This window comes from Aeromonas sp. 19NY04SH05-1, from assembly GCF_040581895.1.
GTDB lineage: Bacteria > Pseudomonadota > Gammaproteobacteria > Enterobacterales > Aeromonadaceae > Aeromonas > Aeromonas enteropelogenes.
In genome coordinates this window covers 4,044,335-4,059,326 of the sequence record NZ_CP095328.1, presented here as the reverse complement: position 1 = coordinate 4,059,326, position 14,992 = coordinate 4,044,335, and the positions used below count along the sequence as shown (strand labels likewise).

The following is a 14,992-nucleotide window of genomic DNA, read 5'->3' as shown; positions in this document are numbered from 1 at the left end:
CGAAAATGGAGCAATCACGGCCTGCTGGACAGGTGCGTACCGTCCCGCTTCCGTCATTGCTTCAATCATGACTCTTCTCTTCTGGTTGGTTGACCCACTTCGCAAGGAACCGGGCAAAGATCTCGGGCTGGCTGGCGTGCAGGTTGTGGCCGCCATCCAGTACCAAGTGGTTGATTTTGCGATGCTGACTCGCCAGCTGGCAAGCCAGGTGGTGGAATTTCTGATCCCGCTTGCCGCTCACATAGGTGACCGGCAATTCGGCCTTTGCCAGCCAGGGGGCGAGATCGGGCTGTTGCCCCAGCGAGGTGGCGCGCAGCATGGTGGCGATGGCGCCATCCCGGTTGCCGAGGCGACGGGCGATCTGGCGGGCACGGGCCGTTTCGTCCAGATCGGCAAAGACCCCCTGCCGGTACCAGTCAGCCAGCACCTCGGCCAGCGGCTCGCGCTCGAAGCGTTGTGCCCACCCCTCGTCGTGGGCGATGCGGGCGGCCCGCTCGGCAGCAGGCAGACCGGGATGGCAGTTCTCCAGCAGCAGGGCCTGCAAACCTTTCGGGGAGCGGCTGGCGTGATAGAGGGCGAGGCGTCCGCCGAGGGAATAGCCCGCCAGCAGATAGTGCTCGATATTTCGCGCGGCCAGCTCGTCACAGAGCCAGCGATGGGCCTCGTCAAAGCCGTTCACCCGCACCGCGTGGTTGCAGCCGTGGCCCGGCAGGTCGAGGGCCACGCAGCGGATGACGGGCAGGCGGTCGATCACCGGCTGCCAGTCAGCGCCATCCCCCAGCAGGCCATGCAGCAGCACCAGGGTGTGCGGCCGTTGGGGCTGTTCAGGCGCCACGGATGGCGGCCCCCAGCGCCTTGAGATCATCGGCCACCTGTTCGCTCGGCACCCGGATCTCGATCAGGGTGACGCCGGCACCGAGCGCCTCGGTATAGGCCTGCTCGAACTCGGCCAGGCTGTCCGGCGCACGATAGGCGAGGCCGAACATGGCGGCGGCATGCTCAAAACTGAGGCCATGGGGCAGCCGATAGTAGCTCTCCAGCAGCTCCCCTTCGGTGGGCACCGGCAGCATGCGAAAGATGCTGCCGCCATCGTTGTTGAGCAGGATCACCACCAGCGGTCGGCTGGCCTTGCCGAGCAGGGCCAGGCTGTTGAGATCGTGCAGGGCGCTGAGATCCCCGAGCAGCAGGGTGGTGGGCTCGGCGCAGCCCTGCTCGACCGATTGCGCGAAGCCGTAGGCGGTGGCAATGAGGCCATCGATGCCGGAGGCGCCGCGGTTGGTCATCACCCGGCTCGGCCCCTGGCCTGGAATGCCCAGCATATCCATCAGCCGGGCCGGCATGCTGTTGCCGACAAACAGCTGACCGCGGATCAGCCGATTGAGGCGATGGCACACCCCCAATTCGGAGAAGCGTTCGCAGGCGGCGGCGATCTGCCGACTCGCCTTCTGTTGCAGGGCGTCCAGCCGGTGCCAAGGAGTCGCCGTGGCTGCGACCGGATGAGCCGCCACGAAGGCGCTGGCGCTGCACAGCAGGCGGTTGCGCAGCCGGTAGTCGGGGTCGAGTCGGGCCGGCTGCGGATCCACCAGCCAGTAATCCAGCCAGGGGTGGCTCTTGATAAACTGGCCGAGGCGCTTGGAGACCAGGCGGGCGCCAAATTGCAGCAATACCTCGGCGCGCCCCAACTCGGCGACGAAGCCGGGATCGTTGAGCGCCAAATCCATGTGGATGAGGTTGCGGGCATCGAAGCGGATCTGGCTCTGGATATCCGCCAGCAGGGGCCAGCCGAGGCGTTCGGCCAGCCCGGCCACCGCCTGTGCCTGCTCGGGGTGGGTGATCCGCCCGGCGATGATGACGCCGCGCTTGCCCTGCAGCTCGCTCCAGCCGACCTGGGGCGGGCAGCTCTGCTCACCCAGCTGCCAGGGGCTCCAGGGGCGAGCCGAGGTGAGCCAGTCGCCGAGGGGGGCGAGATAGGCGGCAAAATCCTGATACTGGTCGCCGGGGTAGAGGGGCTCGGGATACATGCAGTTGATGTGTACCACCCCCGGCGTGCGTGCCTGCTGCGCCAGCGCCTGATCCACCGAGCTCAGTACGAAGGCGGCGGGGATGGTAGGAGTGGGGCTTGGCAGACTCTGCTGAAAAACGGGGTAGTGGCCGAAGATCCCCTGCTGGTCGATGGCCTGGTTGGCGCCGTTATCGATGAGCTCGTGGGGGCGGTCGGCGGAGAGAATGATGAGCGGCACACCGGTGAGCTGGGCCTCGGCCACCGCGGGCCAGAGGTTGGCGACCGCGGTGCCCGACGTCATGATCACAGCTACCGGCCGGTTGCTGCCCTTGGCCAGTCCCAGCGCCATGAAGCCCAGGCCCCGCTCGTCGAAATGCAGATGGCGGCGAAACCCGGAGTGGGCGGCGGCGGCCATGGTGAGCGGGGCGCTGCGCGAACCCGGGGCCAGCGCGATATCGCGCACCCCGAGGCGATAAAGCTCCTCCAGCAGCAGGGAGGACCAGATATGGTTGAAGGTGGCGTGCTGAGTGGGAAAGACGGTGCTCGCAAACACTTCACTGGCGGACATAAGCGCTCTCGCGGGTTGGAAAGAGGATGAATGGCTATCCCAGCAGGGAGAGCACATTGGCGATCTTGTTGTCGAGCTCGGCCCACTCGGCGGCGGGCTCGGAACCCGCCACTATGCCGGCGCCGGCAAACAGGGTGACGCTGCCAGGCTGGATGCGGGCGCTGCGAATGGCGACGGCAAACTCCGAAGTCTCCCGGCTCAGCATGCCGCAGGCCCCGGCATACCAGCCGCGCTCGTAGGGTTCGTTTTCGCGGATGAAGGCCAGCGCCGCTTCGCGCGGAGCGCCACCCACAGCAGGGGTCGGGTGCAGGGCTTCGAGCAACTGCCAGTCGCAGACGCCGGGCTTGAGCTCGGCCTCGATGTCGCACTTGAGGTGCTGCAGCAGGCGCAGCTTCAGGATGCGCGGCTCGGTCAGGGTGGCGTCGTGGGCCAGCTGGGCCAGGCGGCTCAGGATATCGGCATGCACCAGCCGATTCTCCAGCCGGTTCTTGCTGTCGGCCAGCAGCTCGGCGGCCAGGGCGGCATCGGTCGCCTCGTCGCCGGAACGGCGGATGGTACCTGCCAGCGCCTCGCTAAAGAGGTGGCGATCCTCGCGTCGGTAAAGGCGCTCGGGGGAGCAGGCGATAAAGGCCTGCTCGGGGGAAAACTGGAAGCCGAAGTGGAAGCAATCCTGGGCATGGCCGATCCACTGGTTGAGCATGACCCAGGGGCAGACATCCTCGCCGCCCTGGTGGCTGGTCAGCACGCTCTCGCGGGAGAGCACCACCTTGGGGGTGTGGGCCTGAAATGCGGGGGAGGTGACCTGCTCCACCAGGCGCTGCCACTGGGCCGGCTCAGGGCAATCCTGACGCTGCCAGCGCTGCTTTTGCAGCTGGGCCAGGGGCGCTTCCGGCTGCAGGGCGTCGAGGGCGGCTTCGGCGGCGGCCAGCTCGGACTCGAGGTTCTCTTTGGTCAGCCAGAGATTGAGGCAGAGGCTGACACACTCGCCGCGGCGCACCAGCTCGATGCGGGGCAGCACGAAGCGGCAGGCGCCAAACCCTTGCCAGCCCGGCTGGGCCGGATCGAACGCCACGCCGCCATAGTAGCGGGGGCTGTCGTCATGATACTGGCTGGTGTTGGTGCAGACCTGGCGGATGGCATCGGGCTCGGTCAGTTCGTGGATGGCGCCCAGGGCAACATACTCGGGGCGATCCTGGCCACGGGCATGCCAATAGATGCGGGGGTAGAGAGTCTGCGCCGCGAGCCAGCCCAGGAAGGAGCGAACCTCGATCCCTACGCGCAGTCGTACGAAGCCGCTGACGTTGTTGTGACGCAGGGCGTCCAGTTGTTGCTTGATATGGGTCTGAGCCAACATGGATGTAGTGTCTGAACCGGGTAGTAACGATCGATCCCGTAGCAGGATGCCGTAGGTTTATGCCAAAGGGCGATGATTTCCTATATATTATCTGCCCATTCGTCCATGTAAATCGCCCGAGGGAGCTTCACTTCCGGGGCCCAGTATACCCAAATCCGGTTCGATAACCCTTAACACGATCAATATCCGATTGTTTGGCCATCACAATATGACAAATACCTTATCAACATGGTTGCTGGCGGCTCGTTTGCGAACATTGCCGCTCGCCTGCTCGTCCATTCTCCTGGGTTCCGGGCTGGCTGCCAGCCGCGGCGCCTTCGACGGCACCATCATGGCGCTCTCCCTGCTGACCGCCATCCTGCTGCAGATCCTCTCCAATCTGGCCAACGACTACGGCGATGCGGTCTCCGGTGCCGACAATGGCGAGCGGATCGGTCCCCAGCGGGCCGTGGTATCCGGCCTCATCACCCGCAAGCAGATGTGCGTGGCGATGGCGCTGACCGCGCTGGCGGCGGTGGCGAGCGGCCTGTTGCTGCTGGGCTGCGCCTTCGGCGGCCAGTGGCTGCAGATCCTGGCGTTCGTGGTGCTGGGCGGGGCGGCCATCGTCGCTGCGGTGACCTACACGGTGGGCAAGACTCCTTACGGTTATCGCGGTTTCGGCGATATCTCGGTGTTCCTCTTCTTCGGCCTGCTGGGGGTGCTCGGCTCCTACTACCTCTTTACCAAGACCCTGCAGTGGGATCTGCTGCTGCCCGCGGCCGCTTGTGGCCTGCTGGCCACCGCCGTGCTCAACATCAACAACGTGCGCGACATCGAAACCGATGCCGCCAGCGGCAAGATCACCCTGGCAGTGCGCCTCGGTCGCAATCGCGCCATCGCCTATCACTGGGTGCTGCTGGGATCTGCCGTGCTGGCGACCGTACTCTTCATCCTGACCCAGCCGGCCAGCTTCTGGCCCTGGATCTTCCTGCCGGCCATGAAGCCACTGACCGATGCGGCCAGGATACTGCGGGAGAGTTTCGATGGCGAGGTGCTGACAGGCGCCCTCAAGAAGACCGCCATCAGCGCCTTCCTCTACAGCCTGTTGCTCTCCATCGGGCTGGCGCTCTCCTGAGTCGCGACCCGTTTTGGCAATGAAAAAGGGCTCCCGGACGGGGGCCCTTTTTGCTGGCTGGGGTATGCTGCTTTGCATGCCACTCACCAAGCAGGGAAAGCCGCCATGCGCGACTCACTCAGAGAGAAAATCATCCAGGTCTGCCAGCAGAAAATTGCGCAAAAGGGGGAGGTGGTCGGGCTCTCCTTCTATGCCTTCTTCGCCAACAAGAATGAGGATCCCGAGTTGTTGATGGAGGCGGCGACCTGGTGGATCCAGACCCACAGGCTCGATCACTTCGAAAAGGCCAGCAAGATCCTCCGGCTGGTCGAGGCGATGAAATAGCCGGACTGAAGCAGCAAGGGCTCCCCATCGGGAGCCCTTGCTATTGAATGGCATTGTCATTCGGTCGTGAGAGTGGGGCCTAGCCGATCTCCGCCAGTTTGGGGGCGCGGCGAGAGAAGATCAGGCTGTCCAGCAGCCAGATGGCGACCATGGAGGCGCCTACCAGCGGGAAGCAGATGCCGAGCAGGATCAGCAGGGCGATGGCGCCACGCATGGGGGGGAGGCTGGCGGGCAGCGGCGGGGCGGCCAGGCGGCCCTGCGGGCGACGGCACCACCAGATCCACAGGCCGCTCACCGCGCTGGCCAGCACCATCAGGCAGATGAGCAGCATGGCGAGCTGGTGAGGCCAGCCATAGAGCTTGCCCATGTGCAGCATGACGCCGGTCTCCACCGTCTTGGCCACCGGGCCGTAATCCTGCCAGCGCACGTCGGCCAGCACCTTGCCGCTGTATTGATCGATGTGCAGGGTGGCATCGTTGCGCGGGTCGTCGGCAAACAGGGCGATGGTGAAGACACCGCTATCCCCCGCCGGCGGCGTGATGCTGTAACCCGGACTGACCCCGCGCTCGCGGGCAATCTCCACCACCTGTTGCAGCAGGATGCGCCGGCTGGCCATTACTACGCCGTCGTGGGTACTGCCATGGTCCATGGCGCCGTGATCATGGCCCTCTTCCACCATCCGGGAATCCGGCATGGGGGTATTTTCCACCGCCCAGGGCACTGTCTGCTCATGAGCCTGGTTGAGGCTGCGGGCAAGGGGGGCCGATTTGGGCACCTGGTTCCACATGGCGGCGGGGAAGCGGTTCCACACATTGGCAAACTGATCGCCCCAGAAACCGGTCCAGGTCATGCCGCTCAGCAGCAACAGCAGCAGGAAGCCGGCCCCCCAGAAGCCGACCACGGCGTGCAGGTCACGCCACCAGAGGCGGCCACGCTGGTGCATTCTGGGCCAGAGGATGCCGCCCATGCCCGGTCCCTTGCGTGGCCACCAGAGATAGAGGCCGCTGATGAGCAGCACCAGCCCCCAGCCGGCGGCCAGCTCGATCAGCCGATCCCCCGTGGTGCTGAGCAGCAGATCGGCGTGCAGGGCGCGCGCCACCGCCTGCAGGTTCCACTTGTTGTCCATGGTGCCGAGCAGGTTGCCGCTGGCGGGATCCATGAACAGGGTCAGCTCCTGGCCCTGTTGCATGACGATGAGCTGGGCGCTGGCATCCGGGCTGGCCGGCGGCAGGTATTTGCGCAGGCTGGCATCCGGCATGGCTGCCATCGCTCGGGTCAACAGCTCATCGGCGCTCAGTGTCTGGGCCGTCGGGGTCACCTTCATCAGCTCGGGGTACATCAGGTTGTCGAGCTGGGGCTTGAACAGATAGATGATGCCGGTCAGGGAGAGCAGGATCAGGAAGGGGGCGACAAACAGGCCGGCATAAAAATGCCAGCGCCAGATCCGTTGGTAGTAATGGGCATCCCTGTTTTTCATCTCGTGTCCTTATGTCGATGACCAACATTCCTGCTGGTGGAGTGTTTTATGGCCGCGGATGATAACAGCAACGTTTTGTTAACGGCAATGCCACATCTCTGGTCGGACCCTTGGATGAAATGAAAAGAGATTGTTGATAAAGATCATAATGAGTGGAAGCAAGGGGGCGCCATGGGGGCAGCGGCAGTATGGGAACCGGATGGTGTTTTCGATGCTGTAGATTTTTTGATTTAAATCATTATCTTATAGCAACAGCCACTGGAGTGGCGCCGGTCAGGGAGGAACGGAATGCAGCCGCACGGCAAGTTTGCAATGGAACGCAGGGGGCAGATGCTTATATGCCGCCCGAGTGGTGCCTTCAATCTGGCGGGAGCCATAGCCTACGAGGCCCGCTTCCGCGATGCGCTGGCGGAACTGCAAGGTGGCCCCTGGGGCATAGTCGAGGTTATCACCGAGTTCGAGGCGGCCGGCCCCGAAGTGCTGCACCGCTTTCATCGCCAGTTTGACTGGTGCGCCGGCAGCGGTTGCCAGTATCTGGCGGTGGTGTTGTCGGGAGGCTTCAAGCGTTATCTGGCCGATCAGGTCTTCGCCGGCGTACCCTTCAAGGCGGTGCATTACTGCGAGTGCGAGCAGGCGGCCATCACCTGGCTCGAGGCGCAACTGGCCTGCTCACCCTCCTAATCGAGTCTGATAAACCAGCGATCTCGCTCCTCGATGCAGTCGGGTTCGCCCATTTCGAATTCGCGGCAGATCAGGGGGCGCACATCGTAGATGCGACACATCATGGTATTGCGATCGAGCGCCGCGCACCAGCCATCGTCCAGCCGCTGCATCACGGGCACTTCGCCCTCCCGCTCTTCAATGTAGCGATCCGGCACCCCTGTGTCGGTCAGCAGCATTACTTCCAGGCGGCAGCAGCAGGCTTCGCAGTTCTGGCAGCTTATCTGTGGCTCAGTTGTCCGGGTCATGGTCTCTGTCTTGTCGTCTTGCGACCTTGGTGAAAATGAAACAGGCGCCATGCCGGCGCCTGTGCTCGTCGGGCTTAGCCCAGTTTGCGGGCGCGGTAGCTGCGTCCCTTGATCTTGCCTTCCTGCAGCCGCTTGAGCGCCGTCTTGGCCACGCTCTGCTTGACCGCGACGTAGGAGTACTGCTCGGCGATCTGGATCTTGCCCACATCTGCCCCGGCAATACCACCTTCGCCGGTCAGGGCGCCCAGGATGTCCCCGGCCCGCACCTTGGTCTTGCGACCCGCGTCGATGGAGAGGGTCACCATCTGGGGCGCAAGCGGTTTGATAGTGCGGCCGATGGCATCGAGATCGCCCTGTGGCAGCGGTGCCTGCTGGTACTCCTCGATGAGGTTGACGCGCTGCGCTTCGTTCGGCTGATAGAGGCTCAGGGCCAGACCCTGCTGACCGGCGCGGCCGGTGCGGCCGATACGGTGCACATGCACCTCGGGGTCATAGGTGAGCTCATAGTTGATGACGGCGCCCAGCTCCTTGATGTCGAGGCCACGGGCCGCCACGTCGGTGGCCACCAGTATGGTGGCGCTGCCGTTGGCAAAGCGCACCAGCACCTGATCCCGTTCGCGCTGCTCCAGATCGCCGTTCAGCGCCAAGGCCGAGAAGCCCTTGGCGGCCAGGTGGTCGGCCACATCGTTACAGGCTCGCTTGGTGTTGCAGAACACCACGCAGGAGCTTGGCTGATAGTGGCTGAGCAGCCAGGTGAGCGCGTCGAGGCGCTGACCGGCCGGTACTTCATAGAGCTTCTGTTCGATGGCGCTCTCTTCATGGAGTGCCTCTACGCTTACCTCGACCGGATTGCGCTGCACGCCGCGGCTCATCTGGGCGATCCCCTCCGGATAGGTGGCGGAGAAGAGCAGGGTCTGACGGTCGCGCGGGGCATGGCTGATGACCCGGTTGATATCTTCGCCAAAGCCCATGTCCAGCATGCGGTCTGCTTCGTCCAGCACCAGCGTCTTGAGGCAATCCAGATCGAGGGTGCCCTGCTCCAGATGCTTGAGCACCCGGCCCGGGGTGCCGACGGCGATGTGGGCGCCAAAGCCCAGGGTGGCCGACTGCGGTGCGGTCGGTGTGCCGCCGCACAGGGTCACCAGTTTGACGTTGGGCAGGGTGCGGGCCAGACGACGGATCTCGGTGGCCACCTGATCCGCCAGTTCGCGGGTCGGGCAGAGCACCAGTGCCTGCACCTCGAGCCGGTTGACGTCAAGGCTGGCCAGCAGGCCGAGACCGAAGGCGGCGGTCTTGCCGCTGCCGGTTTTTGCCTTGGCGATCAAGTCTTTGCCATCGAGCACCAGAGGCAGGCTCTGGGCCTGGATCGGGGTCATCTGCAGATAACCCAGGCTGGCGAGGTTCTCTTGCAGGGCGGAGGGGAGGTTCAGGCTGCTAAATTCGCTGTTGTTCACAAAAGGACTCTATTTCACGGAAAACGGGGTGCGCGGCGCGCAAGGGGGCGCATCATACCAGAATGCGGCGTCCGATGTGGCGGAAATTTGAACGGTTGACCGAGGGGCTGTTGGCGGTGTCATTGGTTTATCTGCCAGAGTTTGATGGCAAGCCAATGGCAGCTGCGAAGAAATTAAAATCAAGAGGGTTTTGGTTATATAAGATAAACGTTTTGCTGATGCGCTGTTTAAATAAAGGAATGTTCCTGCTCTTGTTTAAACAGGGTTAAAAATATCAAAGGTCAATTAATGTTATCTGATTAATAATTTATCGCGTTGAATTTGTTCAATTTTGATGTTTTTTACTCAAAGCGTTAATAATGGTTTATTAGAGATTAATTTAAAAACGTTTTTACCATGACAAGCTCCCGCTTATTGAGTGGTAGTGTGATGATTCTCTGATTTTTAAATATACGAATCTCTATGATGGCGCCGGTCGAAAATTACAATTCACCCAGGTGCTACAGGTATGGAATATCTTCACTTCGTGCTCGGACTCGTGATGGTCCTTGCGCTCTCGCTGCTGGTCAACCGCCACAACTGGAAACAGATCAAGGTGCGCTACATCATCCAGCTGCTGTTGGTCGAGCTGGCGCTGGCCTGGTTCATGCTGAACTCGGAAGTGGGTCTGGCGGTGGTGGGAGGCTTTGCTGCCGGCTTCACCAAGCTGATGGAGTTTGCCAAACAGGGAACCGACTTCGTGTTTGGCGGCCTGGTCAACGAGGGGGCTTTCTCTTTCTTCCTGATGGTGCTGATGCCCATCGTTTTCATCTCAGTGCTGATCGGCATCCTGCAGTACATCCGTCTGCTGCCGCTGGTCATTCGCGGCATCGGTACCGTGCTGGCCAAAATCAACGGCATGGGCAAGCTGGAATCCTTCAACGCCATCAGCGCCATGATTGTCGGCCAGTCTGAAAACTTCATTGCTCTCAAGAAGATACTGCCGCACCTCAACGAGAAGCAGATGTACACCCTGGCGGCGACCGCCATGTCCACCGTCTCCATGTCCATCGTCGGCGCCTACATGCAGCTGATCGAACCGCGTTACGTGGTGGCCGCCCTAGTGCTTAACATGTTCAGCACCTTCGTGGTGTTGTCCCTCATCAACCCCTACGAGCCGGACAACACGGTGACCGACGCCAAGGCGCTGGCCGAGGGGGACGAGCACCACACCCCGAAGAAGGAGAACTTCTTCGAGATGCTGGGGGAGTACATCATGGCTGGTTTCACCGTGGCGGTCATCGTCGGGGCCATGCTGGTGGGCTTCATCGCCCTGATCGCCCTCATCAACTACCTGTTCGAGATGGCGTTTGGCGTCAACTTCCAGCACGTCATGGGCTACATCTTCTACCCCATCGCCTGGATCTTGGGCATCCCGGGCAGTGAAGCGCTGCAGGCGGGCTCCATTATGGCGACCAAGCTGGTGACCAACGAGTTCGTGGCCATGATGGATCTGGGTAAGATCGCCGCCGATCTCTCGCCGCGCACCGTCGGCATCCTTTCCATCTTCATGGTGTCGTTCGCCAACTTCAGCTCCATCGGCATCATCGCCGGTGCGGTGAAGGCGCTCAACGAGGAGAAGGGCAACATGGTCTCCCGCTTCGGCCTCAAGCTGGTCTACGGCTCCACCCTGGTGAGCCTGCTCTCCGCCGTGATCGCAGGCATCATGATCTGATCATTCGCTGCCTTGCGATTGTCAGGCCCCCGGCTTTTCGGCCGGGGGCTTTTTCATAGGCGCCAGCCGCACCACCAACCCGCCACCAGCAGGGTGAGGGTGCAAAAACCGGTCTCGAGGGCGCCGCCACTTTTAAGGGGCCAGCCCGGCAACCGGTAACGCCGCTTGCCGGGCCACAGCAGCGGAATACCGGCCGGAGTGAGCCAGTCCCCCAGCAGATGGCTGAGATAGCCGACGATCAGGGCATCCTTGACACCAACCGGCAGGGTATCGGGGGGCAGGCTCTGGTTCAGCCCCCAGATGGCCACAGCCACCGCCAGCAGGCTGTGGGTGAAGCCGCGATGACCGAACAGCCGGGATAGCGGCTTCGAGATCCAGGGCAGCCGCTGTCCCAGCACAGATTTGGGGTGATCGAGATCCGGCAGCAGGGCGCTGGCCAGTGCCGCGGGAATAGCGTGCCACAGGCTGGCATCGGCCAGGGCCGGGGTGAGCTGGAATTTGTGGGCGAGCAGGGTGCAGGTAACGGAAAACAGCAGGTGCCCTTGGGCGGTCATGGTTGTCACGGTGTGGAGAAACGGCGGCGCATCTTACCAGTGTCACCGGGGATTGCAGCAAAAAACCGGGGCCGGCAGGCCGGCCCGGTCACTCGTTGCGCGGATCTTCCACCTGGACGTGAAGGGGCACCCGTTTTTTGCCGAGCACCATGGCCCGCAGCAGATCGCTGCGGGTGAGGCGATCGGTCAGGATCACCACGGCGGCATGGACGCCCACCGCCGCCATCAGGGTGTTGGCGATGACGCCGTGCAGCTCCTCCAGCCAATCCTCGCCCCAGAAAGCATCCCAGGTAGTGAGCCAGCCGGTGACGATAGTGCCGAGCAGCGACAGCAGCAGCAGCCAGATCATCAGGGCGCCGACCGGATTGTGCCCGAGGTAATAGGGATGGCGCCCCTGCAGCAGCTGGCGCAGATAGGCGCGCACCCGGGCCGGGGTGGGCCACCACTGGCCGAAGCGGGCATAGTAGGGGCCGACCAGCCCCCACAACAGCCGGATCAGCAGCAGGGCACCCAGGGCATAGCCGACATATCTGTGGTTGCGGCTGCCCTCTTCCAGCACGAAAAAGTTGAGCAGACAGAGGGTGACCGTCAGCCAGTGAAATACCCTGATGACGGGATCCCATACCCGGGTTTCAGTCCAGTTGGTCATGGCAAGGCTCCATAGAGAGGGCCGCGGGGGGCGGCCCGTCGGGACGTCAGTTGTCGATCTCTTCTTTCACCTTCTTGAGATCGGTCGGGTCGAAGTAGATCTCTACCCGGCGCTTCTCCTTGTCCCAACCGTAGATCTCGTAGCAGTTGGTGTCGGTGACCTTGAACTTCTTGATCTCGTAACCCATCGCCTTGATCTGCTGCTGGGCATCGGCCTCGCTCAGCCAGCTGGCCTTGTCGGTCTGGGTACATTGGGGTTCGGCCAGGGCGGCGGCACTGAACAGGGGGATCAGCAACAACAGGGGGGAGAGTTTCATCACGGGCTCCTTGTGGATGTCAGTCAAACATCCACAAGGCTAGTTCGTGAGGCTTAAGAAAGAATTAAGCGCGAAACGGGCGGCGTGCTTTTTTGCAGGCAACGGGGCAGAGCGCCAGGGTCACCCCAGCTTGCCGCGGATCAGCCACTTGTCGAGGGCGTTGGCGAAACGCTGCTTGTCGGCGGCGTTGAGGGGGGCCGGGCCGCCGGTCTGAACCCCGGCCGAGCGCAGCTCCTCCATGAAGTTGCGCATGCCGAGCCGCGCCTTGATGGTCTCGCGGGTGTAGATCTCGCCGCGGGGATTGAGCGCCTCGCCGCCGGCTTCGATCACCCAGGAGGCGAGGGGGATGTCCCCCGTTATCACCAGATCGCCGGGTTGGACTTGCTGGGCGATGACATGATCCGCCACGTCGAATCCCTTCTCCACCTGCTGGGTCTTGATGAAGGGGGAGGGCGGTACCCGCAGCCCCTGATTGGCTACCAGGGTGGTCACCACCTGGGCGCGGTGAGCGGCGCGGTAGAGGATCTCCTTGATGGGAATGGGGCAGGCATCGGCATCAACCCAGATCGGCATGGCGTGGTTTCCTGTAGGCAAAAAAACGCGAGCGGGCATGGTATCACAGGGGCAGGCTGAGTCGGGGCAGCCTTTGGTGTAAGCTGGGCCCCAGCGATTGAATCAACGAGGAGAAGAGATGGATCGGGTGCCCAGTGATGTGATTTATGCCCTGACCCTAGATGGCAAGGGGGGCATGACCCCGCTTGCGGCAGGCAGCGAGGTGCCGGCGGAGGAACCCGGCTGGCTGCACCTGGATTACGGCAATCCGGAGGCGGCACGCTGGCTGTTGCAGACCCCGCTGCTGAGCGATGCGGCGCGGGAATCCCTGCTCGGCCAGAGCAACCGCCCCAAGCTGGTGCGGATGGGGGAGACGGTGCTGCTGATCCTGCGCGGCATCAATCACAACAAGGATCACAGGCCAGAGGAGATGGTGGCCCTGCGCATCTTCATCACCCCGGATCTCATCATCAGCAGCCGCCGCCGGCCGCTGCTGTCAGAGCAGGACGTATTCAACCAGCTCAAGCTGGGGGGCGGCGCCGACACCCCGGCCGACTGGCTGGTGGAAGTGTGTGATGCTCTGACCGATCGGGCTGGGGAGTTTGTCGAGGAGTTGCACGACCAGATCCTCGATCTGGAGGAGCAGGTGTTGACCCGGGACCTGCCCGCCAACGGCCGGCTGGCGCTGATCCGCAAGCAGCTCATCATGATCCGTCGCTACCTCTCGCCCCAGCGGGATCTGGTGGCGCGCCTGGCCAACGAGAAGATCAGCTGGCTGGACGAGGACGACCGGCGCCGCCTGCTCGACATCGCCGATCGGTTGCGGCGCTGGCTCGACGATCTCGATGCCGGGGTGGCGCGTACCGCCGTGCTGGCGGACGAGATCAACAACCTGATGGCGGAGGCGACCAACCGTCGCGCCTACCAGATGTCGGTGATGGCGCTGCTGTTTTTGCCCGCCAGTTTCCTGACCGGCCTGTTCGGCATCAACCTGGGGGGGATCCCGGGGGCTGACAGCCCGACCGCCTTCTGGATTTTCTGCGGTTCCCTGACCGCGCTGGCCGTCGGGCTGGCGGTCTGGCTCAAGCACAAACGCTGGTGGTGACCCATGAACCTGACCATGTGGCAATCCATCGGCCTCACCCTGCTGCTGTTGCTGGCCCATGCCCTGCTGCGGCGGATCATTCGCAAGAGCCTGCTGGCGCTGGCCCAGACCAAGCAGGTAAGCGAGAACCGGGTCATTTACGTGGCCCATGTGTTCCACTTCCTGCAAGGTTGCGCCACCTTGCTGATCCTGGCCGGGGTGTGGGGGCTCGACTTCTCCCGGCTGGTGGTGCTGGCCTCTTCCTTCTTCGCCGTGCTGGGGGTGGCCATGGTGGCCCAGTGGTCGATCCTCTCCAACATCACCGCCAGCATTACCATCTTCTTCGCCTTTCCCTACCGGATTGGCGACCGGATCCGCATCCTCGACAAGGATGACTCCGTCACCGGCGTCATCACCGAGATCGGCCTCTTCTATGTGCGGGTGCGTGATGACAACGGCGATCTGGTCACCTATCCCGCCAACCTGATCCTGCAAAAACCGGTCAGGCGACTGGAGGGCAAGGAGCCGGAACCGCTGCAACCGGAATGAAAAAAGGCTCCTTTAAGGAGCCTTTTTCTGGTTGGGGGCGCTCAGCGCTCGAAGAAGCGGTAGAGGTGTTCTACCTGCACCGGGCAGTCCGCCACCAGGTGGACATGCTCGCGGGCCTGTTCGACCGTGCCGAAGCTGATGGGGCAACCCAGGGTGTCAGTCAGCTCGAACAGGGTGCCATCCTTGCCACGAAACTCGATGAGCCAGCCGGGAATGGCAATGTCGTGCAGGATCTCGGCCTCTTGCAGGGTCTGTTGCTGATAGAGCTTGCGAAGTTCACTGACGGTCATGATGCGCTCCTGTGGAGGAATAT

18 protein-coding genes are annotated in these 14,992 nt (G+C 62.9%); 7 read left to right on the top strand and 11 right to left on the bottom strand.

Annotated elements, in window-relative coordinates:
• Positions 1 to 61: 61 nt before the first annotated feature.
• From menH to MRK42_RS18665, 3 genes are read right to left on the bottom strand one after another with little or no spacing between them, the layout of a single operon-like run.
• Positions 62 to 865, bottom strand: a complete 804-nt coding sequence (gene menH, locus MRK42_RS18675; RefSeq protein WP_354688498.1) for a 2-succinyl-6-hydroxy-2,4-cyclohexadiene-1-carboxylate synthase — start codon at positions 863 to 865, stop codon at positions 62 to 64.
• Positions 825 to 2,570, bottom strand: a complete 1,746-nt coding sequence (gene menD / locus MRK42_RS18670; RefSeq protein WP_354688497.1) for a 2-succinyl-5-enolpyruvyl-6-hydroxy-3-cyclohexene-1-carboxylic-acid synthase — start codon at positions 2,568 to 2,570, stop codon at positions 825 to 827. The genes menH and menD overlap by 41 nt, the downstream gene beginning before the upstream one ends.
• A gap of 34 nt (positions 2,571 to 2,604) precedes the next feature.
• Positions 2,605 to 3,924 (bottom strand): isochorismate synthase, encoded by a 1,320-nt coding sequence (locus MRK42_RS18665; protein ID WP_268855365.1) that lies wholly within the window; start codon positions 3,922 to 3,924, stop codon positions 2,605 to 2,607.
• 208 nt (positions 3,925 to 4,132) lie between these two features.
• On the opposite strand from MRK42_RS18665, the gene MRK42_RS18660 reads away from it, so the two are divergent.
• Positions 4,133 to 5,038: a 1,4-dihydroxy-2-naphthoate polyprenyltransferase gene (locus MRK42_RS18660; protein WP_354688496.1), complete on the top strand. Its 906-nt coding sequence runs from the start codon at positions 4,133 to 4,135 to the stop codon at positions 5,036 to 5,038.
• A 105-nt stretch (positions 5,039 to 5,143) separates the two neighbouring features.
• Positions 5,144 to 5,362 (top strand): DUF6500 family protein, encoded by a 219-nt coding sequence (locus MRK42_RS18655; RefSeq protein WP_042025911.1) that lies wholly within the window; start codon positions 5,144 to 5,146, stop codon positions 5,360 to 5,362.
• A 79-nt stretch (positions 5,363 to 5,441) separates the two neighbouring features.
• On the opposite strand, the gene MRK42_RS18650 is transcribed toward MRK42_RS18655, so the two are convergent.
• A complete protein-coding gene (locus tag MRK42_RS18650) occupies positions 5,442 to 6,839 on the bottom strand; it encodes a PepSY domain-containing protein (RefSeq protein ID WP_354688495.1) in 1,398 nt (465 codons plus the stop codon).
• A gap of 288 nt (positions 6,840 to 7,127) precedes the next feature.
• Here MRK42_RS18650 and MRK42_RS18645 point away from each other — a divergent pair, with 288 nt between their 5' ends.
• Entirely contained in the window at positions 7,128 to 7,520 is a 393-nt protein-coding gene (locus MRK42_RS18645; protein WP_354688494.1) for a hypothetical protein, read from the top strand.
• Here MRK42_RS18645 and MRK42_RS18640 read toward each other — a convergent pair.
• Both MRK42_RS18640 and dbpA read right to left on the bottom strand, forming a co-directional pair.
• Positions 7,517 to 7,807, bottom strand: a complete 291-nt coding sequence (locus MRK42_RS18640; RefSeq protein ID WP_354688493.1) for a YkgJ family cysteine cluster protein — start codon at positions 7,805 to 7,807, stop codon at positions 7,517 to 7,519. The genes MRK42_RS18645 and MRK42_RS18640 overlap by 4 nt on opposite strands.
• Before the next feature lie 74 nt (positions 7,808 to 7,881).
• Positions 7,882 to 9,261, bottom strand: coding sequence for an ATP-dependent RNA helicase DbpA (gene dbpA / locus MRK42_RS18635; RefSeq protein WP_354688492.1), 1,380 nt, complete (start codon positions 9,259 to 9,261; stop codon positions 7,882 to 7,884).
• A 74-nt stretch (positions 9,262 to 9,335) separates the two neighbouring features.
• Here dbpA and MRK42_RS18630 point away from each other — a divergent pair, with 74 nt between their 5' ends.
• A complete protein-coding gene (locus MRK42_RS18630; RefSeq protein WP_354688491.1) occupies positions 9,336 to 9,530 on the top strand; it encodes a hypothetical protein in 195 nt (64 codons plus the stop codon).
• Positions 9,531 to 9,769: 239 nt separating this feature from the next.
• Positions 9,770 to 10,975, top strand: a complete 1,206-nt coding sequence (locus MRK42_RS18625; protein ID WP_354688490.1) for a nucleoside transporter C-terminal domain-containing protein — start codon at positions 9,770 to 9,772, stop codon at positions 10,973 to 10,975.
• 53 nt (positions 10,976 to 11,028) lie between these two features.
• Here the strand turns inward: MRK42_RS18625 and MRK42_RS18620 are convergent, their stop codons facing one another.
• From MRK42_RS18620 to MRK42_RS18605, 4 genes are all read right to left on the bottom strand, one after another.
• Complete coding sequence (locus tag MRK42_RS18620; RefSeq protein WP_201979788.1) at positions 11,029 to 11,529, bottom strand: metal-dependent hydrolase; 501 nt, start codon at positions 11,527 to 11,529, stop codon at positions 11,029 to 11,031.
• A gap of 88 nt (positions 11,530 to 11,617) precedes the next feature.
• Complete coding sequence (locus tag MRK42_RS18615) at positions 11,618 to 12,178, bottom strand: cytochrome b/b6 domain-containing protein (protein ID WP_201941723.1); 561 nt, start codon at positions 12,176 to 12,178, stop codon at positions 11,618 to 11,620.
• 46 nt (positions 12,179 to 12,224) lie between these two features.
• Positions 12,225 to 12,494: a PepSY domain-containing protein gene (locus tag MRK42_RS18610; protein WP_042025904.1), complete on the bottom strand. Its 270-nt coding sequence runs from the start codon at positions 12,492 to 12,494 to the stop codon at positions 12,225 to 12,227.
• A gap of 120 nt (positions 12,495 to 12,614) precedes the next feature.
• A complete protein-coding gene (locus tag MRK42_RS18605) occupies positions 12,615 to 13,067 on the bottom strand; it encodes a YaiI/YqxD family protein (RefSeq protein ID WP_026458268.1) in 453 nt (150 codons plus the stop codon).
• Between the two features lie 118 nt (positions 13,068 to 13,185).
• Between MRK42_RS18605 and zntB the strand changes: the two genes are divergently transcribed.
• On the top strand, positions 13,186 to 14,151 hold the full coding sequence (gene zntB, locus MRK42_RS18600; RefSeq protein WP_042072654.1) for a zinc transporter ZntB: 966 nt from the start codon (positions 13,186 to 13,188) through the stop codon (positions 14,149 to 14,151).
• A gap of 9 nt (positions 14,152 to 14,160) precedes the next feature.
• The gene (locus MRK42_RS18595) at positions 14,161 to 14,679 is read left to right on the top strand and encodes a mechanosensitive ion channel domain-containing protein (protein ID WP_026457682.1); all 519 of its coding nucleotides are present in this window, start codon (positions 14,161 to 14,163) and stop codon (positions 14,677 to 14,679) included.
• Positions 14,680 to 14,720: 41 nt separating this feature from the next.
• Here MRK42_RS18595 and MRK42_RS18590 read toward each other — a convergent pair whose 3' ends face one another.
• The gene (locus MRK42_RS18590; RefSeq protein WP_354688489.1) at positions 14,721 to 14,969 is read right to left on the bottom strand and encodes a hypothetical protein; all 249 of its coding nucleotides are present in this window, start codon (positions 14,967 to 14,969) and stop codon (positions 14,721 to 14,723) included.
• Positions 14,970 to 14,992 lie beyond the last annotated feature (23 nt).